This is a genomic window from Nonomuraea sp. NPDC005692 (assembly GCF_040631115.1).
Classification (GTDB): Bacteria; Actinomycetota; Actinomycetes; order Streptosporangiales; family Streptosporangiaceae; genus Nonomuraea.
On sequence record NZ_JBEXYU010000009.1, the window covers coordinates 160074 to 180470 of the forward strand.

General features: G+C 73.4%; 18 protein-coding genes and 1 pseudogene. 7 read left to right on the forward strand and 12 right to left on the reverse strand.

Translation table 11 applies throughout. From position 1 onward, the window contains the following. Positions 1-119 precede the first annotated feature (119 nt). The gene (locus ABZ459_RS21115; protein WP_357972463.1) at positions 120-1340 is read left to right on the forward strand and encodes an ROK family protein; all 1221 of its coding nucleotides are present in this window, start codon (positions 120-122) and stop codon (positions 1338-1340) included. A 112-nt stretch (positions 1341-1452) separates the two neighbouring features. After that, a complete protein-coding gene (locus ABZ459_RS21120; protein WP_357972466.1) occupies positions 1453-3642 on the forward strand; it encodes an alpha-L-fucosidase in 2190 nt (729 codons plus the stop codon). A 47-nt stretch (positions 3643-3689) separates the two neighbouring features. Here the strand turns inward: ABZ459_RS21120 and ABZ459_RS21125 are convergent, their stop codons facing one another. Continuing rightward, the gene (locus ABZ459_RS21125; RefSeq protein ID WP_357972469.1) at positions 3690-5228 is read right to left on the reverse strand and encodes an alpha/beta hydrolase; all 1539 of its coding nucleotides are present in this window, start codon (positions 5226-5228) and stop codon (positions 3690-3692) included. A gap of 138 nt (positions 5229-5366) precedes the next feature. Between ABZ459_RS21125 and ABZ459_RS21130 the strand changes: the two genes are divergently transcribed. Together ABZ459_RS21130 and ABZ459_RS21135 are read left to right on the forward strand one after the other, a co-directional pair. Further along, on the forward strand, positions 5367-6599 hold the full coding sequence (locus tag ABZ459_RS21130; RefSeq protein WP_357972472.1) for a histidine kinase: 1233 nt from the start codon (positions 5367-5369) through the stop codon (positions 6597-6599). Then, a complete protein-coding gene (locus tag ABZ459_RS21135; RefSeq protein WP_357972475.1) occupies positions 6587-7273 on the forward strand; it encodes a response regulator transcription factor in 687 nt (228 codons plus the stop codon). The genes ABZ459_RS21130 and ABZ459_RS21135 overlap by 13 nt, the downstream gene beginning before the upstream one ends. 35 nt (positions 7274-7308) lie before the next feature. Here the strand turns inward: ABZ459_RS21135 and ABZ459_RS21140 are convergent, their stop codons facing one another. Next, positions 7309-8016, reverse strand: a complete 708-nt coding sequence (locus ABZ459_RS21140; protein ID WP_357972478.1) for an alpha/beta fold hydrolase — start codon at positions 8014-8016, stop codon at positions 7309-7311. Between the two features lie 82 nt (positions 8017-8098). On the opposite strand from ABZ459_RS21140, the gene ABZ459_RS21145 reads away from it, so the two are divergent. Together ABZ459_RS21145 and ABZ459_RS21150 are read left to right on the forward strand one after the other, a co-directional pair. Then, a complete protein-coding gene (locus ABZ459_RS21145; protein WP_357972481.1) occupies positions 8099-9046 on the forward strand; it encodes a YafY family protein in 948 nt (315 codons plus the stop codon). A gap of 137 nt (positions 9047-9183) precedes the next feature. Beyond that, entirely contained in the window at positions 9184-9543 is a 360-nt protein-coding gene (locus tag ABZ459_RS21150; protein WP_357972484.1) for a hypothetical protein, read from the forward strand. Positions 9544-9581: 38 nt separating this feature from the next. On the opposite strand, the gene ABZ459_RS21155 is transcribed toward ABZ459_RS21150, so the two are convergent. The 8 genes and pseudogenes from ABZ459_RS21155 to ABZ459_RS21190 form a co-directional block, all read right to left on the reverse strand. Further along, positions 9582-11276 carry a SulP family inorganic anion transporter gene (locus ABZ459_RS21155; RefSeq protein ID WP_357972487.1) on the reverse strand — a complete coding sequence of 565 codons (1695 nt, stop codon included), beginning with the start codon at positions 11274-11276 and terminating at the stop codon, positions 9582-9584. After that, a complete protein-coding gene (locus ABZ459_RS21160) occupies positions 11273-11614 on the reverse strand; it encodes a metalloregulator ArsR/SmtB family transcription factor (protein WP_352327141.1) in 342 nt (113 codons plus the stop codon). Before ABZ459_RS21160 ends, ABZ459_RS21155 begins: the two co-directional genes overlap by 4 nt. Continuing rightward, positions 11614-11826 (reverse strand): hypothetical protein, encoded by a 213-nt coding sequence (locus ABZ459_RS21165; RefSeq protein ID WP_357972490.1) that lies wholly within the window; start codon positions 11824-11826, stop codon positions 11614-11616. Before ABZ459_RS21165 ends, ABZ459_RS21160 begins: the two co-directional genes overlap by 1 nt. 482 nt (positions 11827-12308) lie before the next feature. Next, entirely contained in the window at positions 12309-13694 is a 1386-nt protein-coding gene (locus ABZ459_RS21170; RefSeq protein ID WP_357972493.1) for an amino acid permease, read from the reverse strand. 138 nt (positions 13695-13832) lie between these two features. Beyond that, complete coding sequence (locus ABZ459_RS21175; protein ID WP_357972495.1) at positions 13833-14621, reverse strand: enoyl-CoA hydratase/isomerase family protein; 789 nt, start codon at positions 14619-14621, stop codon at positions 13833-13835. After that, positions 14618-16201 (reverse strand): AMP-binding protein, encoded by a 1584-nt coding sequence (locus ABZ459_RS21180; protein ID WP_357972498.1) that lies wholly within the window; start codon positions 16199-16201, stop codon positions 14618-14620. The genes ABZ459_RS21175 and ABZ459_RS21180 overlap by 4 nt, the downstream gene beginning before the upstream one ends. Continuing rightward, a complete protein-coding gene (locus ABZ459_RS21185) occupies positions 16198-16827 on the reverse strand; it encodes a TetR/AcrR family transcriptional regulator (RefSeq protein ID WP_357972505.1) in 630 nt (209 codons plus the stop codon). Before ABZ459_RS21185 ends, ABZ459_RS21180 begins: the two co-directional genes overlap by 4 nt. A 43-nt stretch (positions 16828-16870) precedes the next feature. Then, positions 16871-17119 (reverse strand): annotated as a pseudogene (locus ABZ459_RS21190) (helix-turn-helix transcriptional regulator); the annotation flags it as partial. 149 nt (positions 17120-17268) lie between these two features. Here ABZ459_RS21190 and ABZ459_RS21195 point away from each other — a divergent pair. Then, entirely contained in the window at positions 17269-18420 is a 1152-nt protein-coding gene (locus ABZ459_RS21195) for a serine hydrolase domain-containing protein (RefSeq protein WP_357972508.1), read from the forward strand. A gap of 6 nt (positions 18421-18426) precedes the next feature. On the opposite strand, the gene ABZ459_RS21200 is transcribed toward ABZ459_RS21195, so the two are convergent. Beyond that, on the reverse strand, positions 18427-19842 hold the full coding sequence (locus ABZ459_RS21200) for an LCP family protein (RefSeq protein WP_357972511.1): 1416 nt from the start codon (positions 19840-19842) through the stop codon (positions 18427-18429). Positions 19843-19944: 102 nt separating this feature from the next. After that, positions 19945-20184 (reverse strand): hypothetical protein, encoded by a 240-nt coding sequence (locus ABZ459_RS21205; RefSeq protein ID WP_357972514.1) that lies wholly within the window; start codon positions 20182-20184, stop codon positions 19945-19947. Between the last annotated feature and the right edge of the window lie 213 nt (positions 20185-20397).

Consider the following 20397-nt stretch of genomic DNA (forward strand, 5'->3'; position numbering starts at 1 on the left):
CCGTGCGACGCGAGACGGGGCTGCGCTGCGCAATAATAAAGACAGTTTCTGTATTAATGGAAGAGCCTTGACCGTACTTCGTGCGTCATCCGGCGCCACGGGAATCGAGAGGGTTGTGGATGAGTGTGCTGATCGGACGTGAGCGGGGCCCGCTGCGCCGCGCCGGAGACCAGTCGCGGCTGCGGCGCCTGAACTCCCTGGCCGTGATCGAGGCGATCCGGCGGGAGCCGCTCACCATCCAGATGGTCGCCCAGGCCACGGGGCTCTCGAAGACCGCCGCGGACTCCGTCGTCGCCAACCTCGTCACGCTCGGCTGGGCCGCCCCGGTCGAGCCGCTGGCCCCGACCGGCGCCGGGCGGCCGGCCAGCCGCTACCGCTTCCGCGCCGAGGCGGCGGTGGTGGTCGGCATCGACATCGGCCAGCACACCACCAGGGCCGAGATCGCCGACCTGAACGGCGAGGTGCTGACCGCCGGGTCGGTCGCCTCGTCCGTCTCCGAGGCCCCCGGCGACCTCGTCGCCGCCGCCGTGCAGGTCGTCGACCGGCTGCTGGCCGAGCAGGGCCGCGGGCGGGCCGAGGCGTGGGCGATCGGCGTGGCCGTGCCCGCCGTGGTCTACCAGGACGTCATCACCAAGGGCGCGCACGGCTGGGCCGGCTTCAGCGTGCGCGCGGCGCTGGAACCGCACTTCGAGTGCCCGATCGCGGTGGAGAACGACTCGAACCTCGCCGCGTTCGCCGAGGCGTGGAAGGGCAGCGCCACCGACGCGACGTCGATGATCTACGTGCACTCGGGCAACCGCACGGGGGCGGGGCTCGTGCTGAACGGCATGGTCGTCCGCGGCGCGAACGGCGCGGCCGGCGAGATCGGCGCGCTGCCGCACGTCGGCTGGGAGCACGCCCAGGAGTTCCTGCACGACGTGCGGCTCGCCGACGGGCGGCGGCTCAACCGCGAGGAGGTGTTCGCCGCCGCGGCCGACGGCGAGGCGGCGGCCGTACAGGCGGTCGACCGGTTCAGCGGGGAGATCGCGATCGGCATCGCCGCGCTCGTGCTCGCGATCGACCCCGAGATCGTGGTGGTCGGCGGCGGCAACGCGCGCGCCGGCGACACCTTCCTGGAGCCGCTCCGCCGGCACGTCGAGGCCCTGTGCACGGTACGCCCGGCGCCGTCGATCGTCACCTCGGCGCTGAAGGAACGCGGATCGATCACCGGCGCGGCCGGGCTCGCCGCCGACACCGTCCTGGAGCAGCTCTACGCGGCGGCCTCCGGCGGGCAGACCCTGTCCAGCACCGACGTCCCGCCGTGGCGCTGGAGCGCGGCGGCGGGTGCGGCCCAGGCGTAGCGCCTTCCCGCCCTTCCGGAACAGACATCGGATGAATCGTCGCACAACTCTTGCCGACGGAACAGGGATCGGGCTACCTTTCGTCCAATCTCTCCCCCGCCTTGGAGTGGACATGGCTCGCTTACGTCGCCTTCTTGCCGTCTCCCTGCTCAGTGTCATCGGATGTCTTCCCGCTCCCGCTCAGGCCGCGACGGACGGCCCCTACGAGCCGACCGTCGAATCCCTGAACAGTCACCCGACCCCTAAGTGGTTCAACAACGACAAGTTCGGCATCTTCCTCCATTGGGGGGCGTACTCCGTCCCGGCCTGGGGCCCGCGCGGCAGTTACGCCGAGTGGTACTGGTACTACATGAACTCCCCCGGTAACGCGACCAACAGCTACCACCGGGACACCTACGGGCCGGACTTCGCCTACGACCGCTTCGCCGAGCAGTGGAAGGCCGAGAAGTTCGACGCCGCCGACTGGGTCAAGCTCTTCAACGACGCCGGGGCCAAGTACTTCGTCCTCACCTCCAAGCACCACGAGGGCGTCGCCCTGTGGGACAGCAAGGTGAGCGAGCGCGACACCATGGCGCTGGGTCCGAAGAGTGACCTGGCCAAGGAGCTGTTCACCGCGGCCCGCGCCGACGGGAAGCTGCGCGCGGGCTTCTACTACTCGCTCATGGAGTGGTACAACCCGCTGTTCACCGGCCGCCCGGCGACCAACCCGTACACCGGTCAGCCGGTGCCCTACACCGGGGCTCCGCAGAGCGGCGACTACGTCAAGGACTACATGCTCCCGCAGATGCGCGAGCTGATCGACGGCTACGACCCCGACATCCTGTGGTGCGACGGCCAGTGGGACCGCTCGGCCGCCCAGTGGCAGACCGCGGGGGTGATCGCCGACTACTACAACCAGGCGGCCCAAAAGGGCAAGGAGGTGGCGGTCGCCAACCGGTGCAAGATCGAGAGCGGCGCGCTGGAGAGCCACGAGCTGGACTTCCAGACGCCCGAGTACTCCGTCAAGCCGGACATCGACCCCGTCAAGTGGGAGGCCAGCCGCGGCATCGCGCACTCCTACGGCTACAACCAGAACGAGCCCATCGAGGACTACCTGACCTCCGACCAGCTCGTGGACTCCTTCGTGGACATCGTCAGCAAGAACGGCAACCTGCTGCTGGACGTGGGCCCGAAGGCCGACGGCACCATCCCTGACGTGCAGCGGGAACGGCTGCTGGACATGGGCTCCTGGCTGAAGGTCAACGGCGAGGCCATGTACGGCACCACGTACTGGACGCGCGCCGAGGAGAAGGGCGGCCCGGACGACGTCCGGTACACCGCCAAGGACGGCGTCCTCTACGCGACCGCGCTGAAGTGGCCGGGCGAGCGGCTCACGCTGGGCGCGGACGTGCCGGTGGGCCCCGGGACGCGGATCACGCTGCTCGGCTCCGACGCCGGCCCGCTGCCGTGGCAGCGCGACGAGCAGGGCCGGGTGGTCGTCACCACGCCCGCCGAGACCGGGCAGTACGCCTACTCGTTCAAGATCGAGACGCCCGGCGTGTCGGCCCTGCCGCGCTTCGGCACGGACCTGCCCGAGCACGTGCAGGCCGGTGAGAGCCTCACCGGCAAGGTGACCGTCACCAACCCCGGCTCCACGCCGCTGCGCGCGGCCTCGCTGACCCTCACCGCGCCCGCCGGCTGGACGGTGACCCCGGCGAGCACCCGGATCGGCCACCTGGCCGCCGGGGCCGCCGTCGAGGTGCCCGTCACCGTGACCGTGCCGCCCGGGGCCGAGCCCGCCGCGCTGGGGATCCAGGCGACGCTCAGGTCCGGACGGCTGCGCGCGCCGTACCGGATCCCCGTCTCGGTGGTCCTGCCGAACCTGGCCGAGGGCAAACCGGCCACCCAGCAGAGCACCGGCTACGACGCCCCGGCCGGACGGGCCGTGGACGGCAACACCGACGGCGGCTTCTGGAACGGCTCGGTCACCCACACCCAGGAACCGGCCAGGGAAGCCTGGTGGCAGGTCGATCTGGGGGCCTCGGCCGCCCTGGACAGCGTGGAGATCTGGAACCGCACCGACTGCTGCGCCGACCGGTTGCGGGACTACTGGGTGATGTCCTCCGAGCAGCCGATCACCGCCGACGGCCTGGAGGCGGCCCGCACTTCCCCGGGTGTGACCGCCGTGCACGTGCAGGAACAGGCCGGCCGGCCCAGCACGGTCAAGCTGCCCGCCGGCACCACCGGCCGGCACGTGCGCATCCAGCTCTCCTCCGGCACCGACCCGCTCGCCCTGGCGGAGGTACGGGTGAGAGGCCGCTAGCGCGGGCGCCGATCACGGCCTGCCCACCCGCGGGCGGGCCGGGACGGTCAGGGGCGGCAGGTCTGGTCGGCGGCGGGGAGCGCGCCGGTGGCCAGGTAGGCGTTGACCTTGGCGTCCACGCAGGCGTTGCCGTACTCGCCGTAGATCCCGTGGGCGATGGCGCCGCGCAGGGTGAGCAGGCGGGAGCCGGTCAGCGCCCGGTGCATGGCCTTGCTGCCCTCGTAGGTGGTGGCGGTGTCGCCGGTGGCCGACACGATCAGCGCGGGGGTGGGGTTGGCGACGTGCGTGAGCCGCTCGCGCGGCGGGTCCGGCCAGAAGGCGCAGGGCCAGATGTTGTTCTTGACCGGGCCGAAGAGCGGGTGGCGCGCCCGGCTGCGCTGGACGTCGTCCCAGTAGACGTCGGGGTCGCCCGGCGCGGCCCGGTCGCCGCAGGTGATCGCGGCGGCCGGGCTCGCGAACGGCGAACCGGCGCTGGTCAGGACGAACGCGAGGAATCCGGCGAACTCGGCGCCGGGTTCGGCCGGGCGGCCGTGCGCGGCCTCGTTCAGGGTCCGGACGGTGGCGGCGAACTCGGCGCGGGCCTCGGGACGGTCACTGGCGGAGCCGACGGAGAGCAGGTACGGAACCGCCTGGTCGTCCACCTCGTACGCGCCGACGCGCAGCGGGCGTTCCTCCGCGGCGGCGACGATCGTGTCCACGGTGGCGAGCACGCGGGCGGGGGTGGCGCCGAGCCCGTAGGCGGCGTGGCGTCCGGCGGCCCAGGCTGCCCAGGCGCGCAGCGCGCGGTCCGCCTCGTCCTCACTGCCCTGCATCGCCCGGGGGCCCCACTTGTCCGGGTTGCCCGGGCTGTCCAGGACCACCCGGTCGGTACGGCCGGGGAACATCTGGGTGTAGACCGCGCCCAGGTAGCTGCCGTAGGAGTAGCCGAGGAAGGAGATCCGGCGCTCCCCCAGCGCGCGGCGCACGAGGTCGATGTCGCGGGCCGTGTCGCGGGTGTTGGCGTACGGGAGCACGTCGGCGTGCCGCCGGGCGCAGCGTTCGGCCAGGTCGCGCTGCATCGCCACCTGGTGGTCGAACCGGGCGCGGGTCGAGCCGGCCGAGCGCAGCCACAGGCCGATGGGCCAGCCGCAGTCGAGCGGCGTGCTGCGCCCGACGAAACGCGGGTCCAGGCCGATGATGTCGTACCGGGCGGCGACGTCCTTCATGGCCGCGCGCGTCCGCAGGGGCATGCCGAGCGTGCTCTCGCCGGGGCCGCCGCTGTTGAGCACCAGGGTGCCGATGCGATGGGCGCGGTCGGTCGCCGGGATGCGGGACAGCGCGAGCTTGATGGTGCGGCCGCCCGGCCTGGAGTGGTCGAGCGGGACGGCGAGCTCCGCGCAGCGCCCGCCCGCCCGGTCGAGCTGCCCGCCGACGGCGTCGTCCGGGCCCAGGGAGCAGCGTTTCCAGTCGAGCGCCGGAGGTTTCCGGCCGGTCGCCACGGACGCGCCGGCGTCGGCCCCGGCCGGGGGCGCGACGGCGACGGACAGGGCGATCAGGGCGAGGGCCGGGACCAGACGGCCGAGCGGCCGCACACGTGTCGGTTTCATGGCCGGGGACGCTATTCCGGCCGGACGCCCGGCACGATACAGCCGGCCGCAGGCCCTTGGTACAGCCCGCTGTAGTGTCCGGCCGCGGACGGTGCCGGGATACTGGTGCCCCGGTACGCAGGTCAGGAGGAGGTGCGCATGCGTGACCGTGCCTTCCCCGGCCCGATCTCCCGGCTGTTCTCCGGCTCGGCCTCCCTGTTGTCGTCCGGCTCGCTCTCCCGGTCGTTCTCCGGCTCGGTCTATCTGCTGGGCACGCTGGCCACCGCCGTGGCCACGGCGCTCGTGCTCCCGGTGCTGCTCGCGCCGGCCGCGGGGCGGGGCTGGGCGGGCTGGCACCGCCGGCGGGCCGGCCGGCTGCTCGGCGTCCCGGCCGGCGGGGTGCCGGGCGGGCGGCGGGATCTCGCCTGGGCGCTCGCGCACGTCGCCACCGGGTTCCCGCTCGGGCTGGCCGCCCTGCTGTGCCTGGGCAACATCGTGGTCGCCGCGGTGGCGATGGTTCTGTGGCAGGCGTTCCCGGCGGACACGCGTCCCACGCTGTTCTCGTTCTTCGACGTCCCCGTGGACGACTGGGTGACCGCGCTGGCCGGAGGGGCGGCGCAGATCGCCGTCCTCGGCGCGGCGGCCTGGTGGGGGCTGCCCGCGCTGGCGCGGCTGCACGCGCGGCTGTGCCTGGCGCTGCTCGCGCCGTCGGCCCGCGAGCGGCTCACCGAGCGGGTCGACGTGCTGACCAGGAGCCGGGTCGGCGTGGTCGACGCCCACGGCGCGGAGCTCCAGCGCATCGAACGCGACCTGCACGACGGGACGCAGGCCCGCCTGGTGACCATCGCCATGCATCTGGGCCTGGCCCGCGAGTCGCTCGCCGACGACCCGGACACGGTCGCCCTGCTGCTCCAGGAGGCGCACGAGACGACGGAGGAGGCGATGGCCGAGCTGCGCGCGGTGCTCCAGACGATCTACCCGCCGATCCTGGCCGACCGCGGGCTCGACGGCGCGCTGACGGCGCTGGCCGCCCGGTCGAGCGTGCCGGTCCACATCGAGCTCGCCGGCCTGGGCGCGCTGCCGCCGTCCGTGGAGACGGTGGCCTACTACGTGATCGCCGAGGCGCTGACGAACGTGACCAAGCACGCCGCCGCCACGCGGGCGTCCCTGCGGATCGAGCGCGCCGGCGACGTGCTGTCCATCGAGATCACCGACGACGGCAGGGGCGGCGCCGACGAGGCGCGCGGCACCGGGATCCCCGGGATGCGCCGGCGGGTCACCGCCCTCGACGGCACCCTGCGCCTCGACAGCCCGCCGGGCGGCCCCACCACGCTCGCCGTCCGGATGCCGTGCGCATCGGGATCGTCGAAGGAGGTCCCGTGCGGGTCGTGATCGCCGAGGACAACGTCCTGCTGGCCAGCGGGCTGAAGCTGCTGCTGGCGGCCAAGGGCTGCGAGGTCGTCGCGGTCGTCGGCGACGGCGAGGCGTTCCTGCGCGCCGTCGCCGAGCACCGCCCCGACATCGCCATCGTCGACGTGCGGCTGCCGCCGTCTTTCCGCGACGAGGGCATCCACGCCGCGCTGCGGGCCCGCCGCGAGCACGGCGCGCTGCCGATCCTGGTGCTCTCGCAGTACGTCGAGCGCGAGTACGCCGGCGAGCTGCTCGCCGACGGCCGCGGCGGCATCGGCTACCTGCTCAAGGACCGCATCGGCCGGGTGGCCGAGTTCGTCGACGCCCTGCGGCGGGTCGCGGCCGGCGGCACCGCGATGGACCCGGAAGTGGTCGCCCAGCTCTTCGCGCGCCGCGCCGACGACCCCCTCGCCGCGCTCACCGCCCGTGAGCGGGAGTCCCTGGCCCTCATGGCGCAGGGGCACGACAACGCCACCATCGCCGAGCGCATGCGCATCTCCGACAACGCCGTCCACAAGCACATCGGCAACGTCTTCGCCAAGCTCGGCCTGGCGCCGGACGACTCCGGCCACCGCCGCGTCCGCGCCGTGCTCGCCTACCTGGACGGCACGCCGCGCCCGCCCGAGCAGGCCCCCGTCCGCGGGAACCCGCGCTGACCCCACCCCTTCCGGCGGAAACGCCCGCGCGGACGTCAGAGCAGCGCGGCGAGCTCGGCCGGCCGCGAGAACATCGGCCAGTGGCCGGTCGGCAGCTCGGCGAACGTCCACTCGGGCGCGCCGAGCGCGGCGAACGCCGGGTTCCCCGAGGCGATCAGCTCGCGGATCACCGCCACCGGCATGGTCGAGGCGACCATGGTCTTCGGCGTCGCCGGGATCCGCTCCGGCCGCTGCGCCGGCTGCACGGCCGCGCCCCACGGCTGGGGCGTCGCCCTCGCGCGGATCTGCTCCCAGCGTTCCTCGGTCAGGCCCGCGAACCTGCCCTGCCCCTGCTCGTAGGCGGGCACGTCGAGCGCGTGGCCGTCCCCGACCTGGGCGCGCCAGGCCTTCTGGGTGTCCTCGTCGTTGAAGTCGATCACCGCCGCCCCGGACGGCAGCGGCCCGGCGTCCACGTAGACGACCCGGCTGAGCCGCTCGGGATGCCGGTCGGCGACCGCGGTCACCGGGACGCTCGCCCCGCTGTGCCCGACCAGGACGACCTCGTCCCATCCGTCCATCGCCGCCAGGATGTCGGCGACATGTGTCTCCACGCCGACCTCCGGCGACAGCTCGGCGGCCCGCTCCGCCACCCCCGTCAGGGTGACCGCCCGCACCTGGTGCCCGGCGGCGCGCAGTTCGTCCGCCACCTCGTCCCAGGCCCAGGCGCCGAGCCAGAATCCGGGCACCAGCACGTAGTTCGCCATCTCGTCGTCCTTCCAAGTGAACCGATGTCGCTACGCTAAGGCCGAAAGCGGACAGAACCCGCCCGGATTAAGAGGGTGACCTGTGTCATATCCGGCGACCCGGATGCTGGCGATGCTCGAACTGCTCCAGGCCCACCACGGGCTGGGCGGCCGCGACCTCGCCCAGCGGCTCGGCGTGGACGAACGGACCGTCCGCCGTTACGCCGCCCGGCTCGCCGACCTGGGCATCCCGGTCGCCGCCGAGCGCGGCCGGTACGGCGGCTACCGGCTGATGCCCGGCTACAAGCTGCCGCCGCTGATGCTCACCGACGACGAGGCCACCGCCGTGGTCCTCGGCCTGCTCGCCGGACGCCGCCTGGGCCTGGCCGCCGAGGCCACCGAGGCCGCCCTGGCCAAGATCCGGCGGGTGCTGCCGGCCACGCTGCGGCAGCAGGCCGGCGCGCTGGAGGAGACCCTCGACTTCACCCTCGCCGCCCGCGCCGCGCGGACCCCCGCCGGCCGGGCCGTGCTGACCCTGGCCGCCGCGATCCGTGACCGCCGCCGGGTCACGCTGGGCTACCGCTCTTGGAAGGGCTCCACCACCGAACGCGAACTGGACGGCCACGGCCTGGTCTTCCACTCAGGCCGCTGGTACGTGACCGGCCTCGACCACCTGTCCGGCGAGCTGCGCACCTTCCGCCTCGACCGGATCTCCTCGGTCGTCCCGGGGACGGCCTCCTACGAGATCCCCGCGGAGTCCGACCCGGTGCGGCAGGTCACCGCGTCGCTGGCCCGGGTGCCGTACGCGCACCTCGTCGAGGTTGTGCTGCGCGTGCCCCTCGCCGAGGCGGCCCGTCGCGTCCCGCCGTCGGTGGCCACGCTCACCGAGACCCCGGACGGAGTCCTGCTGCGGATGCGCGCCGAGTCCCTGGACGGCATGGCCGCCATGCTCGCCGGGCTCGGCTTCCCGTTCACGATCCTGTCGCCGCCGGAGCTGCGCACGGCCGTCCGCCGGCTGGCCCAGGGCCTGCTGGACCAGACTCCCGAATGAGGCCGGGCGGGCGGGACCGGGCGGATGCCAGACGAGTCCGTCCGGGTCCGTCCGACCTGCTGTTGGACACCCCGGCCCGGCCGGTTGCGTGGGGTGCGAGGCGGCCGACCGGGCCGCCCGCAGCGAAGGAGAGACCCGTGAACGCATCCAGCGCACCGCGCCCCGGGACCAGTAAGGTCATGGCGGCCCTCGCCGCCACCGCACTCGCCGCCGGGCTCGGCCTGGCCGCCCTCGCCACGACCGCGTCGCCCGCCCAGGCGGCCCCCGCGACCGGCCAGCCGGGCCTGGACCGCCTGCACGCGTACTGCCAGAGCCTGGGCCACCTCAACTCGGTGGCCCAGAATCCGAAGTCGGTCTGGAGCTGGCGCTGCGTCGGCGTGGACGGCACCATGCACGGCATCAACATGCACGACGCGTGCCGCTGGCAGCACGGCGCGGCCCTGTCCCACGCCGCCTTCCACGACGAGCACAACGCCTTCTCCTGGTACTGCTACTGATCGCGGCACCACACCGGCCCGCCCGCCTTCGTCGGTGGTCAGCCGATGGGGGCGGGCAGGACGCCGGTGCGGTGGAGATGGTGGCGGGCCGCCGCGATGGCCTCCGGCGTCGAGGCGAACACCTGACCGGCCTCGTCCAGGCGGGCGATCGCGCCCAGGGCGCGCAGCGGCCGGTGGTGGCCGTCCCGGATGCCGGAGACGTACACGGTGATGCCGCGTCGTTCCAGGCGGGCGATGGCGTCGCCGAGCACCAGGGCGCCGCTGGCGTCGATCGTGGTGATGCGGGACATGCGCAGGATCACCACCGAGACGTCGGCGACCTCCGACAGCTCCAGCAGGAAGCGGTGCGCCGCGGCGAAGAACAGCGGCCCGTCCAGCCGGTAGGCGACGATGTGCTCGGCCAGCAGCTCGTGCTCCTCGGCGCCGTGGTCGCCGGGCAGGTCGGGCTGCAGGGGCACGGTGTCCAGGCGCACGTTCCTGGCGATGGCGCGCAGCGCGAGCGCCCCGGCCACGATCAGGCCGAGGATGACGGCGGTGACCAGGTCGAGGACGAGGGTCGCGACCGCGGTCGAGGCCAGGACGACGGCGTCGGCCCGGGTGGAGCGCAGCATCGACGTCACCGAGCCGACCTCGACCATCCGCGCCGCGGTGGCCAGCAGCACCCCCGCCAGGGCCGCCAGCGGGATGCGGGCGACCAGGTCGGCGGCGGTGAACACGATGACGCCGAGGATCGCGGCGTGCGCGAGCGCGGCCAGCCGGGAGGCCGCGCCCGCGCGCACGTTGACGGCGGTACGGGCGATCGCGCCGGTGGCCGGGACGCCGCCGAACAGCGGGGCGACCAGGTTGGCGATGCCCTGGCCGAACAGTTCGCGGTCGGGGTCGTGCCGATGGTTGACGCTCATGCCGTCGGCGACGGCGGCCGACAACAACGATTCCAGCGCCGCCAGCGCGGCCACGGCGAACGCGGGGGCGACGAGGGAGCTGAGCGCGGCGACGTCCAGGAACTCCAGGGACGGGGCGGGCAGCCCCGCGGGCAGGGCGTCGATGCGCGTCACCGGCAGCCTCGCCAGCTCCGCGACGAGCGTGGCGGCGGCGACGGCCAGCAGCGAGAACGGCACGGCGGGCCGCCGGCGTCCGCCGACCAGGATCAGCGCCGCGACCGCCGCGGCCATGGCGAGGGCGGCCCAGTTGGGACGGACGGCGAAGTCGCGTACCGCCTGCCAGGCCACGGCCAGCACCTTGTCGCCCTCAGGCGTGGGCACGCCGAGCGCGGCGGGCACCTGCTGCATGCCGATCACACAGGCGATGCCCAGGGTGAACCCCTCCACCACCGGCGCGGGCACCAGCATCATGAACCGGCCCGCCCGGGCCAGGGCCAGGCCGAGCAGCAGCAGCCCGGCCAGCACCCCCACCGTCAGCACGCCGGTGGCGCCGTGCGCGTGCATGATCGGGACGAGCACCACCGTCATCGCCCCGGTCGGCCCGGACACCTGCAGGGCCGAGCCGCCGAAGACGGCGGCCAGCGCGCCGGCCACCACCGCGGTGGCCAGCCCCGCCTGCGCGCCCAGCCCGCTGGAGATGCCGAAGCCGAGCGCGAGCGGCAGCGCCACGATGGCCACCGTCAGCCCGGCCAGCAGGTCGCGGCGCGGATGACGGCCGAACGCGGCCAGATCGGCCCGGCCGGGCAGGAGGGGGCGCAGACGGACCCAGCCCGTCCGGAGCACTGAGGTCACCGTTCGCCGGCCTCCGACTCGAGCAGCTCGTTCAGCAATGCGTGCCGGCCGGAGAGCTTGGCCTGCAGCAGGTGGCGGGCGGCGCGCAGCAGCTCCGCCACGTCGCCGCCGGACAGCGCGTACACGACGGTCGATCCGTCGCGGCGGGCGGTGACCAGCTCCGAGCGGCGCAGCACGGCCAGATGTTGCGACAGGCCGGTCGGTTCCACCTCGATCTCGGCCAGCAGGTCGCGCACCGGCATCGGGCCGTCCTGGAGCAGCTCCAGCACGCGGATCCGCACCGGATGTCCGAGCAGCCGGAACAACTCGGCCTTGGCCTCGTACAGGGGGACGGACATCAGGGCGATTCCCTTCCCGCCGGGGCCTCGCGGGCCGGGCCGGGGCTCCGGCCGGTGTGCACGCCGTGCGCGCGGGCCATCCGCAGCACCTCGTCCAGTCCGCCGGCGGCGGCCAGCGCGGCGTCGGCGTCGCCGTCCTCCTCGGCCGCGCGCAGCGCGCCGGCCGCCTCATCCACCCGGCGCCGGATGGCCGCAGCGAACGCCTCGCTCACACTGTCCCTCGCCTTCACGCCTGCCTTGACGAGATAAGTGTTAAACGAATTGCGAAAATTCGCAACTTCTATATTGCCGGAGGCGAGCGCGGCTACCAGGCCACCACCTTCGAATGCGTCCCGCCGTGGAAGGGGCGATCGGCGCTCGCGAACTGCTCGCCACCGCCATCCGGGGCGAACGTGGCGTTCATCGCCGCCCACTCGTCACAGGTGCGGGCGCTCCAGCAGATCCTGCTCAACAGCGGTCACAGGCGTCCGGGCACGGCACCACACCGAGTCACTGAACCGGCCGGCCCACCTGTTCACGGACGGGCAGCGCGCCGGCGTCGATCGACAGCGTCGTCCCGCTCCTCGCCGCCGGGCTCGACCCCGGCCTCTGCGCGGACGAACCGGTCGAACTCTTCGACCGCAGTACGAGCGAGAAGCCCTGAGACCGGCCCGGAAGGGAAACGTCGGCCGCCGACCGGCCACGTGCCCACCGCTCAGGCGACCGCGTCGGCGGGCTGCTTGCGGCGGGACCTGATCTCGTAGGCGAGCAGCGTGCCGCCGACGGCCACGGCGACCGCCCCGACCACGGGAAGCGCCTCGGCGGACGCGGCCACGGCGGCGAACGCCAGGACCAGCAGCGCCACCACCACGCGACTCAGCCAGGGGAAACCCCACATGCGCAGCCGGAGCAGCTCGGGCGACTCGGCCTCCATGCGGCGGCGCAGCCGGAGCTGGCTCAGCGCCACGAAGACGTAGAGCAGCAGCACCAGCAGCCCGGCGGTGTTGATCAGCAGGTCGAAGGCGTCGTCGCCGACCGCGAACGCGCCGGCCATCAGGGCCAGCGCGAGCGCGCCGCCGCCGAGCAGCGCGGGCGCGGGCACCCCGGACGCCCGCACCCGCGCCGCCGCGGCCGGGGCGTCGCCGCGGGCGGCCATCGCGCACAGGACGCGTGAGGCGGCGTACAGCGCGGCGTTCATCACCGACACGACCGCGACCAGGATCACCCAGGTCATCAGGGTCGCCGCGCCGGGGACGCCGAGCTCGGCGATGGCGGCGGCGAACGGGCTGTCCGCGCCGTTGGCCGGGACGCGGTCCCACGGCACGACCGCCAGGATGACCAGCACCGAGCCGACGTAGAAGATCAGCACCCGCCAGACCACCCGCAGGGTGGCCCGCGCGACCTCCTTGGCCGGTTCGGCCGACTCGGCTGCCGCGATGGTGACGATCTCCGCCCCGAAGTAGGAGAACAGCACGGTGACGAGCGCGGTGAGGACCGCTCCCCAGCCCTTGGGGGCGAACCCGCCGTGCCCGGTCAGCGCGCTGAGGCCGGCGCCGCCGCCGGACGGCCACAGGCCCAGGACGTACAGCGCCCCGGCGGCGAGGAACGCCACGATCACCACGACCTTGACCGAGGCCAGCCAGAACTCGGTCTCGCCGAACAGTCGTACCGAGACCAGGTTGGCCGCGGTGAGCGCCGCCAGCAGCCCGACGGCCGTCGGCAGCACGGGGACGGCGCCGGACAGGGAGTGCAGCAGCTTGGCCCCCGCCACGCCCTCGAACGCGACCGCGACGATCGCGAACAGCCAGTAGCACCAGCCCACCAGGAACCCGGCGCGCGGCCCGAGGGCGGTACGGGCGTAGTCGGCGAACGAGCCCGCCGAGGGCCGGGCGGCGGCCATCTCGCCGAGCATCCGCATCACCAGGACGACGATCAGGCCGCCCAGGGCGTAGGCGACCAGTGCCGCCGGGCCGGTGTCGGCGATCACCTTGCCGCTGCTGACGAACAGGCCGGCGCTGATGACGCCGCCGAGCCCGATCATGGTCATGTGCCGTCGTTTGAGTCCGCGGTGGAGCGATCCCCCGCTGTCGTGCCCGGTCATGGCGTTCGGCTCCCTGCTGTTCTCGGATAGGGGAGGTCGGACCCCGGCCCATGGACGGGCCGGGGTCTGGTTGATCGCGGGGCGGTACGGGCGGCGCGGTCAGTGGCCGCGGTCAGTGGCAGCGGTCAGTCGCCGTGGTCAGTCGCCGTGGTAGACGGCGGGGCGCCGTTCGACGAAGGAGCGGACGCCTTCGCGCACGTCCCGGCCGCGCAGGCAGGCCAGCAGCCCTTCGGTCTCCAGGTCGAGCACCTGTTCCAGGTCCAGCTCCCAGACCTGCCGCATGGCCCGCTTGATCAGGCGTACCGGGGTGGGCGCCGCGGCGGCGACGCGTTCGGCCAGCTCCAGCGCCGTGTCGAGCAGGTCGGCGTCGGGGACCAGCCTGCTGACCAGCCCGGCGCGGTACGCCTCGGCGGCGCCGACGGTCTCGCCGGACAGCAGCAGGTCCACCGCGCGGCCGTGGCCGATCAGGCGGGGCAGCGAGTACAGCACGCCGTTGCTCGGGAACAGGCCCCGGTGCACCTCCTTGAAGGCGAACGAGGCGGCGTGGCCGGCCAGGCGCAGGTCGCTGGCGATGGCCAGCTCCACGCCGACACCGACCGCGATCCCGTTGACCGCCGAGATGATCACCTTGGGGTGGGTGGTGAAGCGGCGGGTGAGGTCCTGGAGCGCGGCGGTCCGTTCGACCAGGTCGGCGTCCGACCCGGCGGCGAGCTGCGCGCCGGCCTCCTTCAGGTCGGTCCCGGCCGAGAAGGCGCGGCCGGTGCCGGTGAGCACGAGCGCGCCCACCGTGTCGTCGCGGGCGGCCTCGTCCAGGACGGCGACCAGCTCGCCGTAGGTGCGCTGCCGGAAGGCGTTGAGCACCTCGGGCCGGTCGAAGGCGACCACCAGGGCCGAGCCGGCGCGGCGCACCCGCAGATCGGTGCTCATCGGTTTCCCTCCCGGGCGTCGTAGGCGCCGTCCCGTCCGGTCGGCAGCAGGTGCTTGGCGATGCGTTCGGACGGCGTCATCGGGAACGCCTCGACGAACTCCACGAACCGCGGCGTCTTGAAATCGGCCAGCCGCGCCCGGACGTAGGCCACCAGCTCGTGCGCCTCGACAGGCTCGGCGACCTGCACGAACGCCTTGACCTCCTCGCCGAGCAGCTCGTCGGGCACCGGCACCACGGCGGCGGCGCGCACGGCCGGGTGGCCGGTCAGCACCGCCTCCACCTCGGCGGCGGCGATGTTCTCGCTGCCGCGCCGGATCATCTCCTTGAGCCGCCCGACCAGGTGGTAGTGGCCGCGCTCGTCCCGGTGGCCGAGGTCGCCCATGGGGTACCAGCCGTCGCGCAGCAGCGGCTCGTCCCGGTTCCAGTAGCCGGTCAGCATCGGCCGGCCGCGGACCACGATCTCGCCGACCTCGCCGTCCGGGGCGTCGGTCCCGTCTTCCCGGACGATCTTGGCCTCCTTGCCGGGGACGGGCCGTCCCATCGCGCCGGTGCCGACGCACGCGGTGTCCTCGGGCCGGACGGCCAGCACGACCCCGGCCTCGGTGCTGCCGTACGCCTCCCGCCAGGGCGCGCCCCAGCGCTCCTCGATCGCGGCGTGCAGGGCGGGCGCGATGCCCGAGCACAGGACGAGCCGGACACGGTGGGCCCGGTCCAGTTCGGGGTCGGCCGGCTGCTTGAGCAGCAGCAGCGGCATCGTGCCGAGGACGTAGAAGAAGGTGGCGCCGTGCTCGCGCACCGACGGCCAGAAGCCGGAGGCGGAGAAGCGCGGCAGGATCACCAGCGGGATGCCGGTCAGCAGGCACAGCACCGTGTTCCACTGCGGGTCCATGTAGTAGAACGGCTGGGCGGTGAGGTCGACGTCGTCCGGGGTGACGGCGACGACGTCGGCCGCGAGCTCGGCCAGGTGGAGCCAGTAGCGGTGGGTGAGCATGCAGCCCTTGGGGAACCCGGTGGTCCCCGAGGTGTACTGGAGGTTGAGCAGGTCGTCCCAGCCGACGTCGGGCAGGTCGGGGGTACCCGACGCGGCGGCCGTCTCGGCCCCCGCGTCGAAGGCGCCCGCGGGGACGGGTTCGGAGGCGGCCCCGGCGTCGGCGGGGTCGAGCAGCCCGACCTCCCCCAGGCCCTGCGCCAGCAGCGCCCCGGCCGCGGCGGCCGAACCGGCCAGGGCCAGCACCGGCGCGGAGTCCTTGACGACGTGGGCCAGGTCGGCGCTGCGATAACCGGGGTTCAGCGGGACGATCACCGCGCCCAGCTTGGCGATCGCCAGCCAGGTGACCGGGAAGCCGACGCCGTTGCCCAGCATCACCGCGACCCGGTCGCCGCGGCGGACGCCGTGCGCGGCCAGCACGCCCGCCAGCCGGTCGGTCCGCTCCGCCACCTGGGCGACGGTGGTCTCGACGCCGTCGAAGCGGAACAGCACCCGGTCACCGTGGGCGGCGGCCCGGTCCCGGAGCAACCCGCCGAGGCCCCCCGCGATCAGCCCGGCCGCTCCCCCGCCGGACGGCGGCGCGGCCGTCACGCCCGCCGCCGGGTGGCCATGTCGAACATCATCACCAGCTCGGCGGCGCAGTCGGCCAGGTCGACGGCCTCCTCGTCGAAGACCCACTGGAGCATGACACCGTCGATCGCGCCCTGGACGGTGGCGGCCAGCGTGCGCGGCGAGAAGTCGCGGAAGTCGCCGCTGTCCTGGCCGCGCCGCAGGATGCCCTCCAGGTGGTGGCGGCACGGGTCGTACATGTCGGCATTGAACCGGCGCTTGGCCTCGGGCGATCCGAAGCTGCCCCAGATGTCCACCAGCGCGACGAAGTTGGCGCGGTTGGCCGCCATGAACTCGAAACTCGCCTCGATGAAGGCGCGCAGCCGGTGCGGGGCGTCCGGCGCCCGGTCCACCCTGGCCTTGATGAACCGGTTGGTCTCGGTGAACAGGGCGTTGACGACCTGCTGGATCAGCTCGTCCCGGCCGGCGAAGTGGTAGGAGATCACGCCCCTGCTGACGCCGACGTCCTGGGCGATCCGGGCCAGCGACGCCTGGGGCAGCCCGGCGCTGGCGATGGTGGAGATGGCGCCCTCCACGATCTGCCGCCGCCGGGCCTCCTCGATGAACGAGGCCTTCTTCTGGCCGTCCTGATCGATTTTTGACCGCATGGCCAGGATTCAAGCCCGGCGGACGGCGTGCGGCAAGCCCCGCTCAGCGACTGTGCGGTTTCCCCCACCCCGCGCCCGGCCGTTCCGCGGCCCGGCCGGTCGCCGCGAGGTAGTGCAGCACCGCCAGCACCCGGCGGTTGCCGGCCGCCGACGCGGGCAGGCCGAGCTTGGCGAACACCGCGGTGACGTGCTTCTCCACGGCGCTCAGCGACACGTACAGCTGGGCGGCGATGCCGGTGTTGGACCAGCCCTCGGCCATCAGGGCGAGCACTTCGCGCTCCCGGGGCAGCAGGGACTCGCCCCAGCCGGAGTCGGGCATGGCGGCACCTCCTCGGTGCGGGAAACCGCAAGATCCGGGCGAACCTCTTGTCTCACTCATACCATCTGGATTAAATCCTGGCCATGCGGTCAAAAAATCATCACCATGCCCAGAAAACCTGCTTGCTCGGCGCCGTCCTGGCCGGCGTGGTGCTCGGCGGCGGCCTCACCGTCCCGGCCCACGCCCGGACGGCGCAGGCGCCCGCCACCGCGGCCCAGAACGCCACGGACGCCACGGACGAGCGGCTCCGCTGCCTGCTGGACGGCGTCGTCAAGCCGCCCGTGCCCGGCGCGATCCTCACCGTGACCGGCCCCGGCCGCGCCTTCGACGGCGCGGCCGGCGTGTACGAGCTGGGCGGACGGGCCCTGCGCAGCTCCGACGCCTTCCGCACGGCCAGCGTCACCAAGACGATGACCGCGGCCGTCGCGCTCCGCCTCGCCGAACGCGGCGACCTGCGCCTGGACGCTCCCATCAGCGAATACCTGGACCGGAAGCTGGTCGCGCGCATCCCGTACGGGTCGCGGATCACCGTCCGGCAGCTCCTCGACCACACCGCCGGCCTCTACGACTACGTCGGCGACGAGAAGTGGTTCCAGTACGTGCTCGATCATCCGGACAAGACCTGGAAACCGCTGGAGCTGGTGGACTGGGCGCTTCGGTCCGGCAAGCCCTACTTCGCCCCCGCCAAGGGCTACCACTACTCCGACACGGGCTACGTGCTGGCCGGGCTGGTCATCGAGAAGGCCGGGCGCGAGCCGCTGCACCGGTTGTACCGGTCGTTGCTGCTGCGGCCGCTGAAGATGGACCGCACGTACCTGGAGTGGTGGGAGCCGCACCGCGGCCCGCGCGCCCACAACTACCTCGGCGAGCGCGACACCTACGACTACAACCCGACGTTCGACACGTTCGGCGGCGGCGGCCTGGTCTCCACCGGGGCCGACCTCAACCGGTTCATGCGCGGCCTGTTCGAGGGCAGGCTCTTCAAGAGCCCGGCGACGCTGCGGACGATGCTGCGCAGCACCCCGCAGAGCGTCAAGGCCGGCTCGCCGTACGGGCTGGGCATCGCGCGGCTGACCGCGACGGGCGAAGCCGCCTACGGGCACAGCGGCTTCTTCGGCGCGTTCCAGATCTACGTGCCGAAGCAGCGGCTCGCGATGACCGGCACCCTCACCCAGTCGGAGATGGTGTCCAAGAAGCAGAACAGCGAGTTCATCGAGAACGCCCTGCGGGTGAGCCTCGGCAAGGAGCCCGCCGGCCCCTGCGGGCGCCGGTAGCCGCGATCAGGCCACGCAGGAGTCGGCCAGCTTCCCCGACGACGCCATCGCCGTCCTGGTGGGCGTGACCGACGGCCGGGCGGACGGCGTGCCCGCGGCGACGGTGGCGGGCGCGCGGTGCGAACGGACGATGGCCTTGCGGACGTCGGCACGGATGCGCGGGAAGTCCGGGTACGCCGGGTTGTACCGCGGCGGAACGATCGACAACGTCCCGACCTTGGCGCCCTTGACCTTGTCGGCCAGCGGCACCAGGTCCTGCAGCAGCCCGCGCGGGATGTCGGTCCGGAACGTCTGCCGGGCCGCGCCGGCCAGCTGCTTGAACTTCAGCAGCACGTTGGCCGGGTCGAGCTGGTCGAGCATGGCGGAGATGACGCAGTGCTGGCGGCGCATCCGGGTGTGGTTGTCGCCTCCGGCGCAGTTGGAGCCGTCGTGGTCGCGGGCCCTGCCGTACCAGAGCGCGTCGTTGCCGTTCAGCCGGCGGGTGCCCGCCTTGATCACGCCGCCGTCGCTGCGGCCCACGCCGTAGCAGATGTCCTGCTCGACGTGGATGCGCACGCCGCCGAGCGCGTCGATCAGCCGGGCCACGCCCCACATGTTGACCAGCACGTAATAGTCGATCTTGAGGCCGAGGATCTCGCCCACCGCGCCCTTGACGGCCTCCGGCGCCCGGGTGGGCGAGTTGCGGAAGGGCGCGGGGTGGGTGTCGGCGTAGGCCCAGACGCCGTTCAGCAGGTCCTCCGACTCCCGCCCGGCTCCCGCGATGTAGAAGCCCTTGGGCGGCGGGAACAGCCGGCCCATCACGCTCCCCCTGGGGAAGGGCGCGTTCTCCATCTCCCTGGGCAGCGCGAACAGCACGGTGTCGCCGGTCCTGACGTCGATGCTGACGACGTTGACGCTGTCGGTGCGGATGCTCGTCCCGTTGCGGCCGCGCGCGCCGTCGCCGCCGAGCAGCAGGATGTTCACCCTCGTCCGGCCGGCCCACGGGTCGGCGTGGTCGATGGGCGTGGGCTCGGGGGCGTTGAACACGTCGGTCAGCGTGGCGTCGACCTCCGACACCGTCTGCGAGGCCACCACGAACGGCGACACGACGGCCGCGACCAGCAGCAGCGCCACGCCGTCCGACCAGACCAGCCGCCGCCGCGGGCGCAGCACGGTGTAGGAGGCGACCACCAGCAGCCCCCACGCGACGCCGACGCCGACGGCGCCACCGCTGATCGCCTTGGCCCAGGTGGCCTGGGTCGCCATGGCCATGCCGCCCGCCGAGGCCACCACGACGGCCACCGCCACGCCCGCGGCCAGGAACAGCGCCAGCAGCGCCAGCCCGAGCAGCCGGTACCCGGCCCGCAGATGGGCAGCGCCCGGAATCACGATCGACAGCGCTGCCCAGCCGATGGCTGCCCCCGCGCCCCGTTTGGTGCCCATCCGCCCTCATGATCTCTATGTGGTACGTCCCCCGAGATCATAGGTTCGGGCCTGATTACCCACGTACGCAACTTTTGACCGCATATCCAGCCGACAAAGGCGTCAGTTCACGTACGCCCACAGGTCGTAGGTGGCGGAGCCCGGGTAGCTCTGCGGATAGTGCGTGCTGCACCACCAGGTCTGCCAGCGCCCGTTCTGCCGGCCCGACTGGCCGAAGGCGACGCAGATGTCGTACGGCAGGTTGGTGTAGACGACCTGGAGCGGGGACGTGGCGTCCGCCGGCGCGCTCGTGGCCAGTCCGCACCGCAAGATCGGCCCGCGCGCGGCCCTGGCGACCTGCACGAACGTCGCGTAGGCGATGAAAGGTTCATTCCGCCGCCCCTGACGGCGTCAGGACGCGGCGCGGCCGTGTCAGCACGGCGTCCGCGCGGTGTCAGCGCGGCCCGCGAAGGTGGACGCCATGAACACCTCGGCGATCACGGCGACTATTCGGTGTTGCTAGGTACCGGTACCTCGTGGCACTATATAGCCAGTAGTCAGCACCACTGAGTAGTT

What these genes read in the sequence shown, in the direction of transcription:
- ABZ459_RS21115 (WP_357972463.1), top strand. Translation starts at nt 120, where the DNA reads ATGAGTGTGCTGATCGGACGTGAGCGGGGCCCGCTGCGCCGCGCCGGA.
- ABZ459_RS21120 (WP_357972466.1), top strand. Translation starts at nt 1,453, where the DNA reads ATGGCTCGCTTACGTCGCCTTCTTGCCGTCTCCCTGCTCAGTGTCATC.
- ABZ459_RS21125 (WP_357972469.1), bottom strand. Translation starts at nt 5,228, where the DNA reads ATGAAACCGACACGTGTGCGGCCGCTCGGCCGTCTGGTCCCGGCCCTC.
- ABZ459_RS21130 (WP_357972472.1), top strand. Translation starts at nt 5,367, where the DNA reads ATGCGTGACCGTGCCTTCCCCGGCCCGATCTCCCGGCTGTTCTCCGGC.
- ABZ459_RS21140 (WP_357972478.1), bottom strand. Translation starts at nt 8,016, where the DNA reads ATGGCGAACTACGTGCTGGTGCCCGGATTCTGGCTCGGCGCCTGGGCC.
- ABZ459_RS21160 (WP_352327141.1), bottom strand. Translation starts at nt 11,614, where the DNA reads ATGTCCGTCCCCCTGTACGAGGCCAAGGCCGAGTTGTTCCGGCTGCTC.
- ABZ459_RS21170 (WP_357972493.1), bottom strand. Translation starts at nt 13,694, where the DNA reads ATGACCGGGCACGACAGCGGGGGATCGCTCCACCGCGGACTCAAACGA.
- ABZ459_RS21175 (WP_357972495.1), bottom strand. Translation starts at nt 14,621, where the DNA reads ATGAGCACCGATCTGCGGGTGCGCCGCGCCGGCTCGGCCCTGGTGGTC.
- ABZ459_RS21185 (WP_357972505.1), bottom strand. Translation starts at nt 16,827, where the DNA reads ATGCGGTCAAAAATCGATCAGGACGGCCAGAAGAAGGCCTCGTTCATC.
- ABZ459_RS21200 (WP_357972511.1), bottom strand. Translation starts at nt 19,842, where the DNA reads ATGGGCACCAAACGGGGCGCGGGGGCAGCCATCGGCTGGGCAGCGCTG.